Origin of the sequence: Leucobacter muris (assembly GCF_004028235.1) — a bacterium.
GTDB classification, from domain to species: Bacteria; Actinomycetota; Actinomycetes; order Actinomycetales; family Microbacteriaceae; genus Leucobacter; species Leucobacter muris.
Genome location: NZ_CP035037.1, coordinates 2,725,655 through 2,741,053 on the forward strand (window position 1 = coordinate 2,725,655; position 15,399 = coordinate 2,741,053).

The window sequence follows — 15,399 nt, forward strand, 5'->3', positions numbered from 1 at the left end:
CCCCTTCCCTTCCCCTCTTCCCCGAACCCCACCCCCGACTTCTCCAAAGCCACCTCCAAGGGTCTGTCCGATAAACGGTGTGTGGGATCCGGCGGTTTTCATTCGTGAGTGGTTTTCTCGAACCGTCCGGCGAAGGTGATCGCGAACGCGTTCAGCGCGGGCTTCCACCTCATCACCCAGCGTGCCCTTCCGCCGCCAGTCGGGTCAAGCGACCGCGTCACGAGGTAGAGACATTTCAGCGCGGCGGCCTCGTTGGGAAAGTGCCCCCGAGCTCTCACGGCGCGCCGATAGCGAGCGTTGATTGACTCGATCGCGTTGGTCGTGCAGATCACCCGCCGGATCTCGACGTCATACTCGAGGAACGGCACGAACTCCGCCCAGCTGTTCTTCCAGAGCTGCACGATCGCCGGATACCGTCCGCCCCACTCGGCGGCGAACTCCTCGAACCGATCCTTCGCCGCCTGCTCCGACGGGGCCGTGTAGACGGGTTTGAGGGAACGGACGATCGCGTCGCGGTGTTGCCGCCCGGCGTAGCGGAAGCTGTTGCGGATCAGATGGACGATGCACTGCTGGACGACCGTTTGCTCCCAAGTGGTGTTGATCGCCTCCGGGAGACCCTTCAGCCCGTCGCAGACCGCGATGAGCACGTCCTCGACACCCCGGTTCTTCAGCTCGGTGAACACCTGCAGCCAGAACCTCGCACCCTCCTGACCGTCACCGGCCCAGATGCCGAGGATGTCGCGTTCCCCGTTCACGGTGACGCCCATCACGACATAGAACGGGGTGTTCCTCACCTGCCCGTCACGGACCTTCACCACGATCGCGTCGACGAAGATCACCGGGTAGAGCGCATCCAACGGCCTGCTCGACCATTCGGCGAGTTCCCCGGCGACCTTCTCGGTGATCCGGCTGATCGTGTCCTTGGAGACCTTCGCCCCATAGACCTCGTCGAAATGCGCAGCGATCTCACCGGTCGTCAACCCCCGAGCGGAAAGGGACAGAACGATCTGATCGATGCCGTCCAGTCGGCGTTTCCGCTTGGGGACGATCACCGGCTCGAACGACCCGTCTCGATCTCGCGGGACTTCGATCTCGACGGGGCCGATCTCTGTCAGCACCGTCTTGACCCGCGTCCCGTTACGCATGTTCTCGCCGATTGGGGTCCCGCCGTGCTCGTGGCCGAGGTGCTCGGTCAACTCGGCATTCAGCGCGGTCTCGAGGACGTTCTTCGTGAGCTGGCTGAGCAGGCCGCCCGGCCCCGTCAGGCTCACGCCCTGCTCCTTCGCCTGCGCGAGCAAGCGTTCTGCGAGTTCTTTCTGATCGATGATCTCCCCGGTCACGGGATCAATCATCTCGTCGTCAACAACGACAGTGGTCGTGTCAGCCACGGCCATCTCCTTTCGGATCAGGCCGGACCCTCACACACCATTATTCAGACAGTCCCACCTCCAAAGACACCGATCGACGTTCAAACACCCCGATCGGCGGAGATCGGGTGCCTGAAGCTCGATCGGTGCGCCGAGCGGGGCGGAGGGAGCGGAGGGAACGGAGCAGAGGGAGCAGAGCGGAGCAGAAGGGGCAGAGCGGAGCGGGGCAGAGGGAGCGGAGCGGCCCGGAGCGGGCCGCCCTGAGCACAGGGGGTGGGGAGGGAGCGGGGCAAAGCGAGCAGAGCGGCGGGCACGGGCGAGGCGGCGTCGAGCGGGCACGGGCGAGGCCGGCGTCGGGCGGGGCCGGATCGCAGGCACTCGGCGATACCGCTCGTTCACAGACCCCGACTACTCTGGAGGCATGGACGAGAGCGTGATCACCTCCAGGCGCGACGAGATCGAATGCTGGCTCACCGACATGGACGGCGTGCTGGTGCACGAGGAGCGCGCGATCCCGGGCGCCGCGGAGCTGATCCAGCACTGGCGCACCCAGGAGATCCCCTACCTCGTGCTCACCAACAACTCGATCTTCACGGCCCGCGACCTCAGCGCCCGGCTGGCCGCCTCCGGGATCGACGTGCCCGAGGAGCGGATCTGGACGAGCGCGCTCGCCACCGCCGCGTTCCTCAAGCAGCAGAAGCCCGGCGGCTCGGCGTTCGTGATCGGCGAGGCCGGCATCCTGACCGCCCTGCACGACGCGGGCTACGTGATGACAGAGTCGAACCCCGACTTCGTGGTGGTGGGCGAGACCCGCAACTACTCCTTCGAGGCGATCACGAAGGCGGTGCGCCTCATCATGAACGGCGCGCGATTCATCTCGACGAACCCCGACGCGACCGGCCCGAGCGCCGACGGCCCGCTGCCCGCGACGGGCGCGATCAACGCGCTCATCACGAAGGTGACCGGCAAGGTGCCCTACATCGTGGGCAAGCCGAACCCGATGATGTTCCGCTCGGCGCTCAACCAGATCGGCGCGCACTCGCACAACACCGGCATGATCGGCGACCGCATGGACACCGATGTGGTGGCCGGCATGGAGGCCGGGCTGCACACGGTGCTCGTGATGACGGGCATCTCGGACCGCCGCGAGATCGAGAGGTTCCCGTTCCGGCCGGATGAGATCCTCTCGTCGGTCGCCGAGCTGCTGCCGCAGACGGGCAAGGCGCCGGCGAAGCCGAAGGGCTGACCCGTCACCGCGCCTGCAGCTCGCAGGAGGTGTCGACACCCGCGGCGCGAGACGGTGCGCGCCCTTCGGCGGGCAGTACCCGGGAGAGAGTGCCGCCGAGCTACTTCTTGCCGGAGCGCAGCGTCTTGAACAGCATCTGGCCGAGGATGAAGGCCAGCAGCACCGAGAACGCCACGTTCGACCAGAACGGCGGAATGTGGGTGGCGATCACCGAGCCGAGCGGCGACAGCACGCTCGCCGCGATGCCGAGCACGGCCGCCGAACGCAGGTCGACGTTGCGGCGTCGCGCGTTGCCGAGCGTGCCCGAGATGGAGCCCGGGATGAGCATGATGAGCGACGTGCCCTTCGCGACGAGGTCGCTCGCGCCGAAGAAGAACATCAGCACCGGCACGACGACCACACCGCCGCCCACGCCCAGCAGCCCCGAGAGCACGCCCGTGATCAGGCCCGTCACCACGAGCAGTGCACCGGTGAGCAGGGTGACGTCGATCACCGCGTCACGCTGCGGGATCACGAACCACAGGCTGATCACCACGCCCAGCAGGAACGCCATGAACATCCAGCGCAGGAAGCCCGTCGGGATGCGCGACAGCAGGTAGCTGCCGATCTGCGCGCCGACGACGATACCGGCGGCGAGCAGCAGCGCCGCCAACCAGTCGACGTTGCCCTGCAGCGAGTAGCCGATGCCGCCCACGACCGCCGCCGGCAGGATGGCGGCCACCGAGGTGCCCGCGGCGAGACGCTGCTGGAAGCCGAGGAACATCACCAGCATCGGCACGAGCACCACACCGCCCCCGATGCCGAAGAGGCCTGAGAGCAGGCCCGTGACCGCCCCGAGGACGGCGAGGATGAGGATGCTGGGACGGCTGGGCTGAGTCATGGAATTCGTTCTCTCGAGGGTGTGGCTGATCTGCGGGCGGAGCGTACGGCCCGGCTCAGCCGGTGCCGTCGACCACGATCGCCGACCCGTCCGACCTCGGATCGCTCGCCGCCTCGTACCCCTGCGGCGTGACGCGGATCAGATTCGAGTGTCCCAGATCCTCGCTGTACGCGGGCACCGTCTTGAGCGGGAACCCCGCAGCGGCGATGGCGTCACGAGCCTCCACGGCCACGTCCTCCTCGATGAGCACGCGCACCACCCCGTCGGCGCCGGGCTCCTCGACGATCCAGCGCGGGGCGTGCGTCGCCTCGTGCGGCGTGCTGCCCGCGAGCGAGCGCAGCAGCAGCTGGGTATGGATCTGGGGCTGCGCCGATCCGCCCATCGTCGCCGGCACCCACGCGAGCTCGCCGTCGCGCAGGATCAGCACCGGCATGAGGGTGTGGCGCGGCCGACGGCCCGGCGCGAACGCGTTGGGCGAGGCGGGGTCGAGGGAGAAGGAGGTGCCGCGGTTCTGGAACAGGATGCCCGTCTCGGGCTCGAGCACCGCCGCGCCGAAGCCGAAGTACACCGAGTTGATGAGCGAGATCGCCCAGCCGTCGGCGCTGACGGCGCTGAGGCCGACGGTATCGCCGCTCGGCTTCGCCTCGCGCGGCGGCGGGTGCTCGGGGCGGCGCATCGCGATGAGCTCGGCGCCGGTGGGGCCTCCCGCCGTGGGATCCGCGAGGAACGCCGCCCGCACGGCGTTGCCGCCGCGGAAGGAGTCGGCGAGCGCCCCGGCGCCGGACTCGAGAGGATCCTCGATGCCGCCCGCGATGGCCTCGAGGGCGCGCAGCAGGATGAACCCCGAGGTGTTCGGCGGCCCGGTGATGACGCGGTGCCCGGCGTAGTCGCCCTCGAGCGGATCGTCCCAGAAGGCGGCGTAGGAGGCGGCGTCCTCGAGCGCGATCTTCGACCCGAGTTCCTGGAGCCCGGCGACCCAGCGCTGCGCGAGCTCGCCCTCGTAGAACTCCGAGGCCCCGCGCTCGGCGAGCCGGCGAAGCGAGGCGGCCAGCGCGGGCTGCACGAGCGGCTGCCCCTGCACGAGCGGCAGGCCCTCCGGGATGAACACGCCGCGGCAGCCCGCGTCGAGCTCGAGCACCTCGCGCTCCTCGACGATGGCAGCGGCGACCGACCGGGCGGTGGGCACCCCCTCTGCGGCGTACCGGACGGCGGCCTCGAGGTGCTGCGCCCAAGTGCGCGTCGCCCCGAGCTCGTGCAGCGCCTCCCAGCCCCGCACGCCACCTGGCACCGTCACGGTGTCGATGCCGCGCAGCGGAAGCATCTCGCCGTACGACGCTCGAAGCGCGTCGAGCGACTGCCCCGCCGGTGCGGTGCCCGTGGCGTTGAGGAAGCGCACCTCGCCGTCGGGGCTGCGCACGAGCGCCATGAGGTCGCCCCCGAGCGCGACGTTGTTCGGGTACACCACGCACAGGGCGGCCGCGGCGGCGAGGGCCGCGTCGATCGCGTTGCCGCCGGCCTCGAGGGCGGCGGCGCCGGCCTCGGTGGCGAGGTGGTGAGAGGTGGAGATCGCTCCGCCTGCTCCGGTCATGACTGCTTCGCTCCCTTCTCTCGCCCGGCCAGGGCGATCTGCTGCGCGATGTCGAGCACGTGCGCCCGGGCCTCGCTCTCGGCGAGGTCTCCGTCGCCCTCCGCGATCGCCTCGAAGATGCGCCGGTGCGCGATGCTCGACGCCTCGCGGCGCTCCTTCGTCTGGTAGCGGCTCGCACGGCTCGGAGCGATCTGCTGCGCGATCTGCTCGTTGATGAGCGCGAGCAGCGGGTTGTGGGTGTACTGCGCGATGGACTGGTGGAAGGCGCGGTCGAGTTCGGCGTACCGCTCCTTCGTGACGTCCTTCTCCATCGACTCGACGAGCTCCCGCAGCTGCGCCAGATCGCGCTGCGTCGCCCGGCTGGCGGTGAGGCGGGCGATGGGCGGCTCGACGATGGCGCGCAGCTCCATGATGTCGTGGATCTCGGGCCGCAGCGCCGCGACCGTGTCGAGCAGATCGTCGGCGATCGTGGCCCGCTCCCCGGGGCGCAGCACGATCGTGCCCCGCCCGGGCTTGCGGTCGATGAGCCCGCGGTTCTCGAGCTCCCGCAGCGCCTCCCGGATCGAGACGCGCGAGACGCCGAGGTGCTGCGCGAGCTCGCGCTCGGCCGGAAGCTTCTCGCCCGGCGCGAGCTCGCCCTCGAGGATCAGGCGTTCAAGGTCGACCGAGAGCCGGTCGGGCACCGAGAGGGTCGCCCCCCTGTTGATCGAATCCCAGTCCATTGCGCACTTCCATTCTCACTTCGCTAGCCTCGCCGCCGGCCCGCCCGGCCGCACTCGTCCACTCCGAGCATCATCACGTGTCCGTGCTCTTGCCGAAGTAGGCCTCGTGCAGCTGCTCGTCCTCGAGCATGGCCTTCGCGTCGCCGCCGCCCGAGATCCTGCCGGTCTCCATGAGGTAGCCCCGATGCGCGATCGCGAGCGCCATCCTGGCGTTCTGCTCGATGAGCAGCACACTCGTGCCCGAGCGGTTGATCTCCTCGATCACCTCGAACATCTGCGCGACCACCTTCGGGGCGAGACCCATCGACGGTTCATCAAGCATAAGCAATCGCGGGCGCCTGATGAGCGCTCGGGAGAGCGCGAGCATCTGCTGCTCGCCGCCCGAGAGCGTCGCGGCGGTCTGGTGCCGGCGCTCCTCGAGCCGCGGGAAGAGCTCGAAGACGCTCGCGACCTCGGCGGAGAAATCGGTCGACGCGCCCCAGTGGGCGATCTGCAGATTCTCGAACACCGTCATGCGCCCGAAGATGTGCCGGCCCTCGGGCACGAGCGACAGCCCCGCGCGCACGCGCTGCTCGGCTCGACTCGACGACACGTCCTTCTCCAGGAAGGAGATCCTGCCGCGGCTCTTGTTGAGCCCGGCGATCGAGCGCAGCAGGCTGCTCTTGCCCGCGCCGTTCGCGCCGACCACGACGACGAGTTCGCCCTCGTCGACGTGCATGTCGACGTCGGTGACCGCCCTGACGACGCCGTAGCGCACGTTCAGGCCTTCGACCTCGAGAATTCTCACTTCGCATCACTCCCCAGGTAGGCCTCGAGCACTTCCGGATTGACCCGGATCTCGGCGGGCGTGCCGTCGGCGATGATCACGCCGTGGTCGAGCACGATGATCCGGTCCGAGACCCCCATGAGCAGATCCATGTCGTGCTCGATGAGGATCACGTCGATGCCGCGCTCGCGGATCCGCTTGATGAGGCGGGCGAGATCGCGGGTCTCGCTCTCGTTGAGGCCCGCTGCGGGCTCGTCGAGCAGCAGTACGTTCGGTCGGGTCATGAGGGCGCGGGCGATCTCGACGCGGCGCTGCTGGTAGGCGTCGAGCGACGAGGCGCGCTTGTCGCGGCTGTCCCACACGTCCATGAACGCGAGCACTTCTTCGGCCTCGTCGACCGTGGCCCGCTCCGGCTTCCGCACGAACGGGAACGGCGAGAGGAACTTCGGCGCGAACCCCGCGAGTCGCGAGTGCCCGCCCACGAGCAGGTTCTCGAGCACCGTCATGTCCCAGAAGAGGCGCACGGTCTGGAAGGTTCTCGCGATGCCGCGCATCGATACCGCGCTCGACTCGAGGCTCTGCGTCTGCTCGCCGCCCAGCTCGATGGTGCCGGAGGTCGCCCGGGTGACGCCCGAGATCGCGTTGAGCAGCGTCGACTTGCCGGCGCCGTTCGGGCCCATGAGGCCGAGCACCTCGCCGTGCCTGAGCTCGAACGTCACCGCTTCGAGGGCGACGAGGCCGCCGAAGACCGGTTTGACGTTCTCGACTTTCAGCACCGGCTCCCCGGCGGCGACGGGGGTGTCGCGCTCGTTCACGATGAGCTCGCCCTCGGGCGCCTCGGTGCGGCCCCGCGCCCGGGTGAGCTCGAGGCGCTTGGAGATGATGCCGCCGGGCCGCAGGATCATGAGGATCACGACGATGAGGGCGAGGAAGCCCGTGCGGAACTCGGGGTGGGCCTGGATGAGCGGGATGTCCTTCGCGACGGCCTGGAAGAAGATCCACAGCACCGCCCCGGTCACCGGCCCCCACAGGGTGCCGGCGCCGCCGAGGATCACGAGGCTCAGCACGATGAAGTTGTCCTCGAGCGTGAAGCTGTCGGGGTTCACGAACTGGTTCATGTGGGCGAAGAACACGCCGATGACACCGGCGGTCGACGCCCCCACCACGTAGGCGAGCAGCTTGTAGCGGCGGGTGCGGATGCCCATCGACGAGGCGACGAGCTCGTCCTCGCGGATCGCGACCCAGGCGCGGCCGACGGGCGACGCGATGAGCGAGGCGAGCGCCACGACGAGGATCACCACGATGAGGAAGACGATGTAGTACGTCGTCAGGGGCCGCACGATCTTACCGGTGAGCGTGAGCGCCGGGATGTTGCGGATGCCGACCGCGCCGCCGGTGAACTCGGTCCAGTTGATGGAGACGATGCGCACGATCTCGCCGAAGGCGAGGGTCATGATGGCGAGGTAGTCGCCGCGGGCGCGCAGCGTGGGATAGCCGATGATCGATCCCGCTATCCCCGCGAACACGATCGCGGCGACCACGCTCAGTGGAAGCACCCACGCGAGCGCCGCGGGATTGTCGGCGAGGTCGACGCCGAACGTTCTCGTGCAGAATATGGCCGTCGTGTAGGCGCCCACGATGAAGAACGCGATGAAGCCGAGGTCGAGCAGGCCGGTGATGCCGACGAGGATGTTCAGGCCGGAGGCGAGGGCGACGTAGACGAGGGCGAGGGCCGCCACTCGGATCCACTTGTCGCCGGGCAGCGCGAGCGGTGCGAGCAACCCCACGAAGAGGAAGACCGCGGGCCAGATCCAGCGCTTGAGGCCGTGATCCTGCTTGAGGATGACGATGGGGGCGGTGTACGTGTTCGACATCGTTAGACCTTCTGTACCTCTCGGCGGCCGAGCAGCCCCTGCGGGCGCAGCCACAGGATGATCACGAGGATCCCGAACGCGATGACGTCGCGGTAGGCAGATCCCTGCGGGACGTAGGACGCGGCGAGCTCCTCGCTCACGCCCAGCACGAGGCCGCCCACGAAGGCGCCCGGGATGCTGCCGATGCCGCCGAGCACGGCCGCGACCAGTGCCTTGTGAGCCCCGGCAGGAAGCCCATCGTGGCGGCCGCGAATCCGTACCGCTGCGAGTAGAGGAGGCCGGCGACCGCGGCCAGCGCCGAGCCGAGCACGAACGTCGTCGAGATGACCCGGTCGACGCCGATGCCCATGAGCCTCGCCGCGTCCTTGTCCTCGGCGGTCGCGCGGATCGCGCGGCCGATGGGGGTGAAGCGGATCACGGCCCAGAAGGCGAGGGTCACTGCGACCGCGACGCCGAGCACGATGAGGTCGATGCGCTGCACCCTCGCTCCGAGGATGTTGAGCGACTCCCCGAGGTCGGGGCGGGGCACCGGCAGCTGCGCGGCGCCGAAGAGGAAGGTCGCGACCGCGCGCAGCAGCATGGACACCGCGATCGCGGTGATGAGCATGGAGAGGATCGGCGCGTTGCGCAGCGGCCGATACGCGATCCTCTCGATGAGCCAGCCGATGAGCGAGCCGACGACGAGCCCGAAGAGGATCGCCGCCCAGCCGGGGAGGCCCGGGCCGTCGACGCTCGCGTCCGCGATGAGGATGTTGGTCTGGCCCGCGACGAGGGCTCCGATGGCGCCGAACATGAAGATCTCGCCGAAGGCGAAGTTCACCATGCCGAGGACGCCGTAGACCACGCTGAACGCGACGGCGAGAAGCCTGTAGATGCCGCCGACGGCGAGCCCGTTGATGATTTCCTGCATTGCCTAATCTCCGTAGCCTGCTGGGGAACCGGATGAGGATCCCGGTGGGCGCCGTCGCCGGCGCCCACCGGGGCGGTGCTACTCCTTGATGACCACGAAGGCGCCGTCTTCGATGCGCTGGAAGGTGAGGTTGCCCACACGGTTCCCCTCGTCGTCGAAGCTGATCTCGCCCGAGACCCCGGGGAAGCCCTCGGTGGCCGCGATCGCCTCGGCCACGGCCGCACGATCGGTCGATCCGGCGGTCTCCATCGCCTGTGCCGCGATGTACGTGGCGTCATAGGCGAGTGCGGCCCACGAGCTCGGCTCCTTGTCGTACTTGGCCGTGAAGGCCTCGACGAACGCGGCGGCCTCGGGGCTGTCGTCGCTCGCCGAGAAGGCCGAGTAGACCTCGACGCCCTCGGCGTTGGCGCCTGCGAGGTCGATGAAGAGCGGGCTCGCGGCACCGTCGGAGGCGAAGATCGGCGCGTCGGATCCGGCGTCGCGCACCTGGTTCACGATCTTGCCGGCCTCGGTGTAGAAGCCGCCGATGAAGACCGCGTCGGGGTCGTCGCGCAGTGCGGTGTCGACCGTGCTCGCGAAGTTCACCGTGCCCAGCTGGTAGGCCTGGGAGCTGGTGACGGTGCCGCCGGCCTCCTCGAAGCCCTCACTGAACGCGTCGGCGACGCCCTTGCCGTAGTCGTCCTGCTGATACAGCACGGCGACCTTCTCCACGCCCCGGTTCTCGGCGATGAACTTCGCCGCCTCGGCGCCTTGGTAGGCGTCGGTGAACACGGTGCGGAAGAAGATGTCGCTCGCGCCGCTCAGCTCGGGAGACGTGACAGCCGACGCGATGATCGGCAGGCCGCACTGCGTGTAGATGGGCAGGCCCGACAGCGCGACGCTCGAGAAGCTGAAGCCGAGAACGACCGGCACTTCGGCGTCGTCGCAGAACTCCTGCGCGACCACGGGGCCGTTGGCGGGCTTGCCCTCGTCGTCCACGCCTTCGAGGGTGAGGTCGCGATCGAGCACGCCGCCGTCGGCGTTGATCTCCTCGATCGCCAGGTCGATGCCCTCGCGCATCTCGAGCCCGTAGCTCGCGAAGTCGCCCGAGAGGGTCGCCGTGTATCCGATCGGGATCGCGCCCTCGGAGCCGCCTCCCTCGCCAGAGCCGCCAGAGCCGCCCGAGGAGCACGCGCTCAGCGTGAGGAGCGCAACGCCCGTCACGACCGCCAGTTTGGCTGTTCTCTTGCTCAACATTCTCATCACATCCGTCGGTTCGGAGGTCAGTCGACCGTCTCGATCGTCATCCAGTTTTCGAAGCAGTGGTTCGCGGCGAGCGACGTGACGCCGATCGTGGCGCGGCCGCCGAGTCCGTTCTCCTCGCCGAACACGTCGCGGAAGAGGTCGGTGGCGCCGCACGAGACCAGGTTCACGTCGACGAAGTCGGGCGCCGCGACCACGAAGTTCAGAGAGTTCACGAGGCACTTCACGCGGTCGAGCGAGCCGAGCGCGAGGCGCATCGTACCCAGGCAGTTCAGCGCGGTCTGCCGAGCCTCGGCGTAGCCCTGCTCGACGGTGACCTCGGCGCCGAGACGGCCGGCGTGGGTGGGCTGGCCGTTGTGGCCCACGATGTCGGCGACGTGGCCCGAGAGGAAGAGCAGGTTCCCGGTCTTGTGGAACGCCTTCATCGTGCCGTAGTAGGTGCCGTGGTAGCCGCCGTCGCTGTAGTCGGGGATATCGAGACCAAGCTCGGCCACGCGGGCTTCGCATGAGACAGACACTATATTTCTCCTTCTTCTCGTCCTTGAGGTGTCGGCTGAGTCAGGACTATTGGTCTGACCGAATGACCGACTGTCCATGAGCTTATAGCGGCGGAAGCGGAAGGGGAAGCCTTCAGCGGAGATTTTTCGAGACCGCAACGAAGTCGTCACACAGCACCCCTCGGGAAGCGCCTTGCGCCCGCGGCTCCCCGCGCCCGAGTCACCCTGAGACCGAGGCACCTGCGGCCGAGAGGCGGGTTCCGCACGCCGCGCAGACCGGTCTCATGCGAAATCCGCCTCTCGGCACCGCCCGGGCACGCAGAAGAGGGGCCCCGCGATACATCGCGGAGCCCCTCCTGAGCCTGGAGAGCGACGGCTACTGCGGCTGCAGGCCGAGGTCTTCGAGCCCGATCGCGAAGCGGTACTCGTATCCCTCGCCCTCGATGCGCGCCTTCGCCGGCGCCTGGCGATCCACCACCACGGCCACCGCGACGACCTCGGCGCCCACCTTCTTCAGCGCCTCGATGGCCGCGAGCGGCGAACCGCCGGTCGTCGAGGTGTCCTCGACCACCACGACGCGCTTGCCCTCGAGGTCGGGCCCCTCGACCTGGCGGCCGCGGCCGTGATCCTTCGGCTCCTTTCGCACCACGAACGAGTCGTAGACCCTGCCGCGCGCGACGCCCTGGTGCATGATCGCCGACGCGATCGGATCGGCGCCCATCGTGAGCCCGCCCACGGCGACCACGCCATCGATGTCGTCGATGAGGTCGAGCATCACCTGGCCGATGAGCGGAGCCGCGCGATGGTCGAGGCTCAGCTTCCGCAGATCGATGTAGTACGTGGCCTTCTTGCCGCTCGTGAGCGTGAAATCGCCGTGGAACACGGCCTCGCTCTTGATGAGGTCGATGAGCTGTTCGCGCGCAGTCGTCATGCAGAAGATCCTACTCGCGCTCGGATCGCCGCCGGTGCAGCGGGCGCGCCCAGCCCCGTGCCCTAGATTCGAGTGCAGGGAGGGTTCATGTCACCACTGCAGGCCGGTGAGCCGCAGGCCACCGCGGAACTGGCCCGGCTCTTCGCAGAGGGCCCGGCCGCCGTGCTGACGGGCGCGGGGATCAGCACCGACTCGGGCATCCCCGACTACCGCGGCGCGGGCACGCCCCCGCGCACCCCCATGAGCATCGCGCAGTTCATGGACAACGAGGCCTACCGGCGCCGCTTCTGGGCCGGGGCCCGCATCGGCTTCCTGCGATCGAGCGGGGTCGCCCCCAACGCCGGCCACCTCGCCCTCGCGCGGCTCGAGGCGGCGGGCCGCATCGGCGGGGTCATCACCCAGAACGTCGACGACCTGCACCGGCGCAGCGGATCCCGCACCGTCGTCGAGCTGCACGGCAACGGCCGCGTGATCCGCTGCCTGCGGTGCGGCGCGCGCTGGAGCCGGGCCGACGTGCTCGGCTGGTTCGACGACCTCAACCCCGGCTTCGCGGAGCGCAACGCGCACGCCGAGATCGCACCCGACGGCGACGCCAGGGTCTCCGGCACCGAGCGTGTCGTCGTGCCGTCGTGCCCGGGCCGCGGCGCCCCGTGCGGCGGGCTGCTGCGCCCCGACGTGGTCTACTTCGGCGAGACCGTGCCGCCGGCGGTGTTCAGCGCCGCCGAGACGCTCGTGCGCGACGCGAGCGCGCTGCTGCTCGTCGGCACCTCGCTCGCGGTGAACACCGGCATGCGGCTGCTGCATCGCGCCGAACGGCGCGGGATCCCCATCGCGGTCATCAACCGCGGGCCGACCGCGGTCGACCGCCGCGACTCGGTCGCCGTGCGCATCGAGGGGGGCACGAGCGAGACGCTCAGCGCTCTGGCCTCCGCACTCGACGTCCGCGTCTGACGGCGGCGGCCCGCCCGCGAGTCGTTCCCGCGGCACGGGCCGCCTCCGTCACTTGACGCTCTCGAGGAAGTTGCGCGTCCGCTGCCGCTGCGGGCGGTCGAGCACCTCGTGGGGCGGTCCGGCCTCGACGACGACGCCGCCGTCCATGAACACCACCTGGTCCGCCACGCCTCGCGCGAAGCCGATCTCGTGCGTCACGACGATCATCGTCATGCCGTCCCGGGCGAGCTCGCGCATCACGTCGAGCACGTCGCCGACGAGCTCAGGATCCAGCGCCGAGGTCGGCTCGTCGAACAGCATCAGCTTCGGATCCATCGCGAGCGCCCGTGCGATAGCGATCCGCTGCTGCTGGCCGCCCGAGAGCTGCGCCGGGTAGTGGCCCGCGAAGTCGCCGAGGCCGACGCGGTCGAGCAGTTCGAGCGCCCGGCCCTTCGCCATCGCCCGGGAGCGCCCCGCGACGCCCACCGGCGCCTCCATGATGTTCTCGAGCGCGGTCAGGTGCGGGAAGAGGTTGAAACGCTGGAACACCATGCCGATGCCCTGACGCTGCCTCGCGATCTGCCGCGGGGTCATCTCGTGGGTCTTGTTCCCCGCCTGTCGATAGCCGATGAGCTCGCCGTCGACGATGATGCGGCCGCCGTCGATCGTCTCGAGGTGGTTCACGCAGCGCAGCAGCGTCGACTTCCCGGAGCCCGACGGGCCGAGGAGCACGGTCACCGAGCCCGCGGGCACGGCGAGGGAGATGTCGCGGAGCACCTCGTGGGCTCCGAAGCTCTTGCGCACGCGGCGGATCTGCACGAGGGCTTCGGCCGGCGAAGTCTCGGGCGCGGTCGTGGTCTGCGTCATGGTCATGCTCCGATCACCTCGACGGCGTGGGTGGGTGGCGCGGGCGCGGGGCCCGGCTTGCGGCTCTGCAGCGCCGCCCGGAGGCGCTGCAGCGGAGTGGGCGGGAGATTGCGGGTGCTGCCCCGGCCGAAGCGGCGCTCGAGGTAGTACTGCGGTACCGAGAGCACGCTCGTCATGAGCAGATACCAGATGCTCACCACGATGAGCAGCTCGACCTGCTTGAGGTTCGACGAGGAGATCACCGAGGCCTGGGTGTAGAGCTCCATCACCGCGATCACCGACAGCAGCGACGTGTTCTTGAGCATCGAGATGAGCTCGTTGCCCATCGGCGGGATGATCACGCGCATCGCCTGCGGCAGGAGCACCCGCCGGAAGGTGTAGAGCGGCGACATGCCGAGCGAGTAGGCGGCCTCGCGCTGCCCCTCGTCGACGGACATCATGCCGGCGCGCACGATCTCGGAGGAGTAGGCCGCCTGGTTGAGCGTCAGCGCGAGCAGGCCGGCGATGAACGGCGTGACGAGCGCGTTCGTGTCCATCGACCAGAAGACGACGTCGGTGAGTGGGATGCCGAGGCGGATCTGGTCGAACAGCAGCCCGAGGTAGCCCCAGAGTACGATCTGCACGAGCACCGGCGTGCCGCGGAACGCCCACACGTAGAACCAGGCGACGCTGAGCAGCACCGGGTTCGAGGAGAGCCGCATCGCGGCGATGACGATCGCGAGCACCGTCGACACCGCCATCGAGATCACCGTGATGAGGATCGTGAGCCAGACCCCCTCGAGGATGCGGGCGTCGAAGAGGAACGCGCCGACCGTCGTGAAGTCGAGGTTCGGGTTCGTCGCGATGATCCCGACGAACCACACGATCAGGGCGAGCACGACGACCGCGCTGATCCAGCGCCAGGGGCGCCGGAGCGGAATCGCCTCGACGTCGTCGTCGGTGGAGAACCCCTGGTCTGCCGCAGCCGAGCCTCGTGAGATCGTCGGCGCGGTCACGAGGCGGCCTTCCCCTGGTTCACCGCGGCGGTCTCCACCGCGTAGGCGCCGATGTTGTTGCGGTCGAGCACCTGCTGGTAGGCGCCCTCCTCGATGAGCGCCTGGAGTGCGGCGCGCACGGCCTCGACGAGCTCGGTGTCGTCCTTGAGGATCCCGATACCGCTGAACACGGGATTGAAGCCGGAGGGGTTCTCGGGGTCGCGCACGATCTCGAACGCCTTCCCGTCGTCGGTCGTCGCGACGACGTACTCGGCGACGACGGCGTCGGCGGTATAGGCCTGGCTCTTGCCCGCGCGGAGGGCGGTCTGCGCGTCGAGATCCGAGGGGAGCTCCATGACGTTGATGCCGCAGTCCATCGCGCGCAGCAGCTCGCCCTGGATGGTCGCCTTCTGCACCGACACCGTGAGCCCGCAGAGATCGCGCTGGGTGGTGATGCCCTCCGGGTTGCCGTGCTTCACGGCGATGGCGAAGCCGCCGTGGGTGTAGTCGACGAAGCTCAGGGTCTCCTGGCGCTCCGGGGTGTCGTTCATGCCCGACATGATGATGTCGTTCTTGCCCGCCTGCAGCGACGGGATCACCGAGTC

Annotated in this window: 16 protein-coding genes; 2 read left to right on the forward strand and 14 right to left on the reverse strand. The window is 69.1% G+C overall.

What is annotated here, in order from left to right:
* Positions 1-98 precede the first annotated feature (98 nt).
* Positions 99-1,352 (reverse strand): IS256 family transposase, encoded by a 1,254-nt coding sequence (locus Leucomu_RS12685; protein WP_228407350.1) that lies wholly within the window; start codon positions 1,350-1,352, stop codon positions 99-101.
* A 436-nt stretch (positions 1,353-1,788) separates the two neighbouring features.
* On the opposite strand from Leucomu_RS12685, the gene Leucomu_RS12690 reads away from it, so the two are divergent.
* Positions 1,789-2,613, forward strand: a complete 825-nt coding sequence (locus tag Leucomu_RS12690) for an HAD-IIA family hydrolase (protein ID WP_017883756.1) — start codon at positions 1,789-1,791, stop codon at positions 2,611-2,613.
* Between the two features lie 100 nt (positions 2,614-2,713).
* Here the strand turns inward: Leucomu_RS12690 and Leucomu_RS12695 are convergent, their stop codons facing one another.
* The 10 genes from Leucomu_RS12695 to pyrE all read right to left on the reverse strand — a co-directional run bounded on the left by Leucomu_RS12695 (position 2,714) and on the right by pyrE (position 12,023).
* Positions 2,714-3,493, reverse strand: a complete 780-nt coding sequence (locus tag Leucomu_RS12695; RefSeq protein ID WP_128387439.1) for a sulfite exporter TauE/SafE family protein — start codon at positions 3,491-3,493, stop codon at positions 2,714-2,716.
* A gap of 55 nt (positions 3,494-3,548) precedes the next feature.
* On the reverse strand, positions 3,549-5,081 hold the full coding sequence (locus tag Leucomu_RS12700) for a gamma-glutamyltransferase family protein (RefSeq protein WP_128387440.1): 1,533 nt from the start codon (positions 5,079-5,081) through the stop codon (positions 3,549-3,551).
* Positions 5,078-5,803 carry a FadR/GntR family transcriptional regulator gene (locus Leucomu_RS12705; protein ID WP_128387441.1) on the reverse strand — a complete coding sequence of 242 codons (726 nt, stop codon included), beginning with the start codon at positions 5,801-5,803 and terminating at the stop codon, positions 5,078-5,080. The genes Leucomu_RS12700 and Leucomu_RS12705 overlap by 4 nt, the downstream gene beginning before the upstream one ends.
* A 73-nt stretch (positions 5,804-5,876) precedes the next feature.
* Entirely contained in the window at positions 5,877-6,590 is a 714-nt protein-coding gene (locus tag Leucomu_RS12710) for an ABC transporter ATP-binding protein (protein ID WP_128387442.1), read from the reverse strand.
* Positions 6,587-8,443 (reverse strand): branched-chain amino acid ABC transporter ATP-binding protein/permease, encoded by a 1,857-nt coding sequence (locus tag Leucomu_RS12715; protein WP_128387443.1) that lies wholly within the window; start codon positions 8,441-8,443, stop codon positions 6,587-6,589. The genes Leucomu_RS12710 and Leucomu_RS12715 overlap by 4 nt, the downstream gene beginning before the upstream one ends.
* Positions 8,444-8,445: 2 nt before the next feature.
* Complete coding sequence (locus Leucomu_RS15780; RefSeq protein ID WP_267128424.1) at positions 8,446-8,604, reverse strand: hypothetical protein; 159 nt, start codon at positions 8,602-8,604, stop codon at positions 8,446-8,448.
* Positions 8,580-9,353 carry a branched-chain amino acid ABC transporter permease gene (locus Leucomu_RS12725; protein WP_128387445.1) on the reverse strand — a complete coding sequence of 258 codons (774 nt, stop codon included), beginning with the start codon at positions 9,351-9,353 and terminating at the stop codon, positions 8,580-8,582. Before Leucomu_RS12725 ends, Leucomu_RS15780 begins: the two co-directional genes overlap by 25 nt.
* Before the next feature lie 78 nt (positions 9,354-9,431).
* Positions 9,432-10,586 carry an ABC transporter substrate-binding protein gene (locus Leucomu_RS12730; RefSeq protein ID WP_164884563.1) on the reverse strand — a complete coding sequence of 385 codons (1,155 nt, stop codon included), beginning with the start codon at positions 10,584-10,586 and terminating at the stop codon, positions 9,432-9,434.
* Positions 10,587-10,615: 29 nt separating this feature from the next.
* Positions 10,616-11,113 carry a RidA family protein gene (locus Leucomu_RS12735; protein WP_228407110.1) on the reverse strand — a complete coding sequence of 166 codons (498 nt, stop codon included), beginning with the start codon at positions 11,111-11,113 and terminating at the stop codon, positions 10,616-10,618.
* 355 nt (positions 11,114-11,468) lie between these two features.
* Positions 11,469-12,023, reverse strand: a complete 555-nt coding sequence (pyrE, locus tag Leucomu_RS12740; RefSeq protein ID WP_017883765.1) for an orotate phosphoribosyltransferase — start codon at positions 12,021-12,023, stop codon at positions 11,469-11,471.
* Between the two features lie 87 nt (positions 12,024-12,110).
* On the opposite strand from pyrE, the gene Leucomu_RS12745 reads away from it, so the two are divergent.
* Positions 12,111-12,974 (forward strand): Sir2 family NAD-dependent protein deacetylase, encoded by an 864-nt coding sequence (locus tag Leucomu_RS12745; RefSeq protein ID WP_128387447.1) that lies wholly within the window; start codon positions 12,111-12,113, stop codon positions 12,972-12,974.
* Between the two features lie 48 nt (positions 12,975-13,022).
* Here Leucomu_RS12745 and Leucomu_RS12750 read toward each other — a convergent pair whose 3' ends face one another.
* Genes Leucomu_RS12750 through Leucomu_RS12760 form a run of 3 tightly spaced genes read right to left on the reverse strand, consistent with a single transcriptional unit; the run spans position 13,023 to position 15,393 of the window.
* Complete coding sequence (locus Leucomu_RS12750; protein WP_017883767.1) at positions 13,023-13,826, reverse strand: amino acid ABC transporter ATP-binding protein; 804 nt, start codon at positions 13,824-13,826, stop codon at positions 13,023-13,025.
* Positions 13,823-14,815, reverse strand: a complete 993-nt coding sequence (locus tag Leucomu_RS12755; RefSeq protein WP_128387448.1) for an amino acid ABC transporter permease — start codon at positions 14,813-14,815, stop codon at positions 13,823-13,825. The genes Leucomu_RS12750 and Leucomu_RS12755 overlap by 4 nt, the downstream gene beginning before the upstream one ends.
* Entirely contained in the window at positions 14,812-15,393 is a 582-nt protein-coding gene (locus tag Leucomu_RS12760; protein ID WP_267128425.1) for a transporter substrate-binding domain-containing protein, read from the reverse strand. The genes Leucomu_RS12755 and Leucomu_RS12760 overlap by 4 nt, the downstream gene beginning before the upstream one ends.
* Positions 15,394-15,399 lie beyond the last annotated feature (6 nt).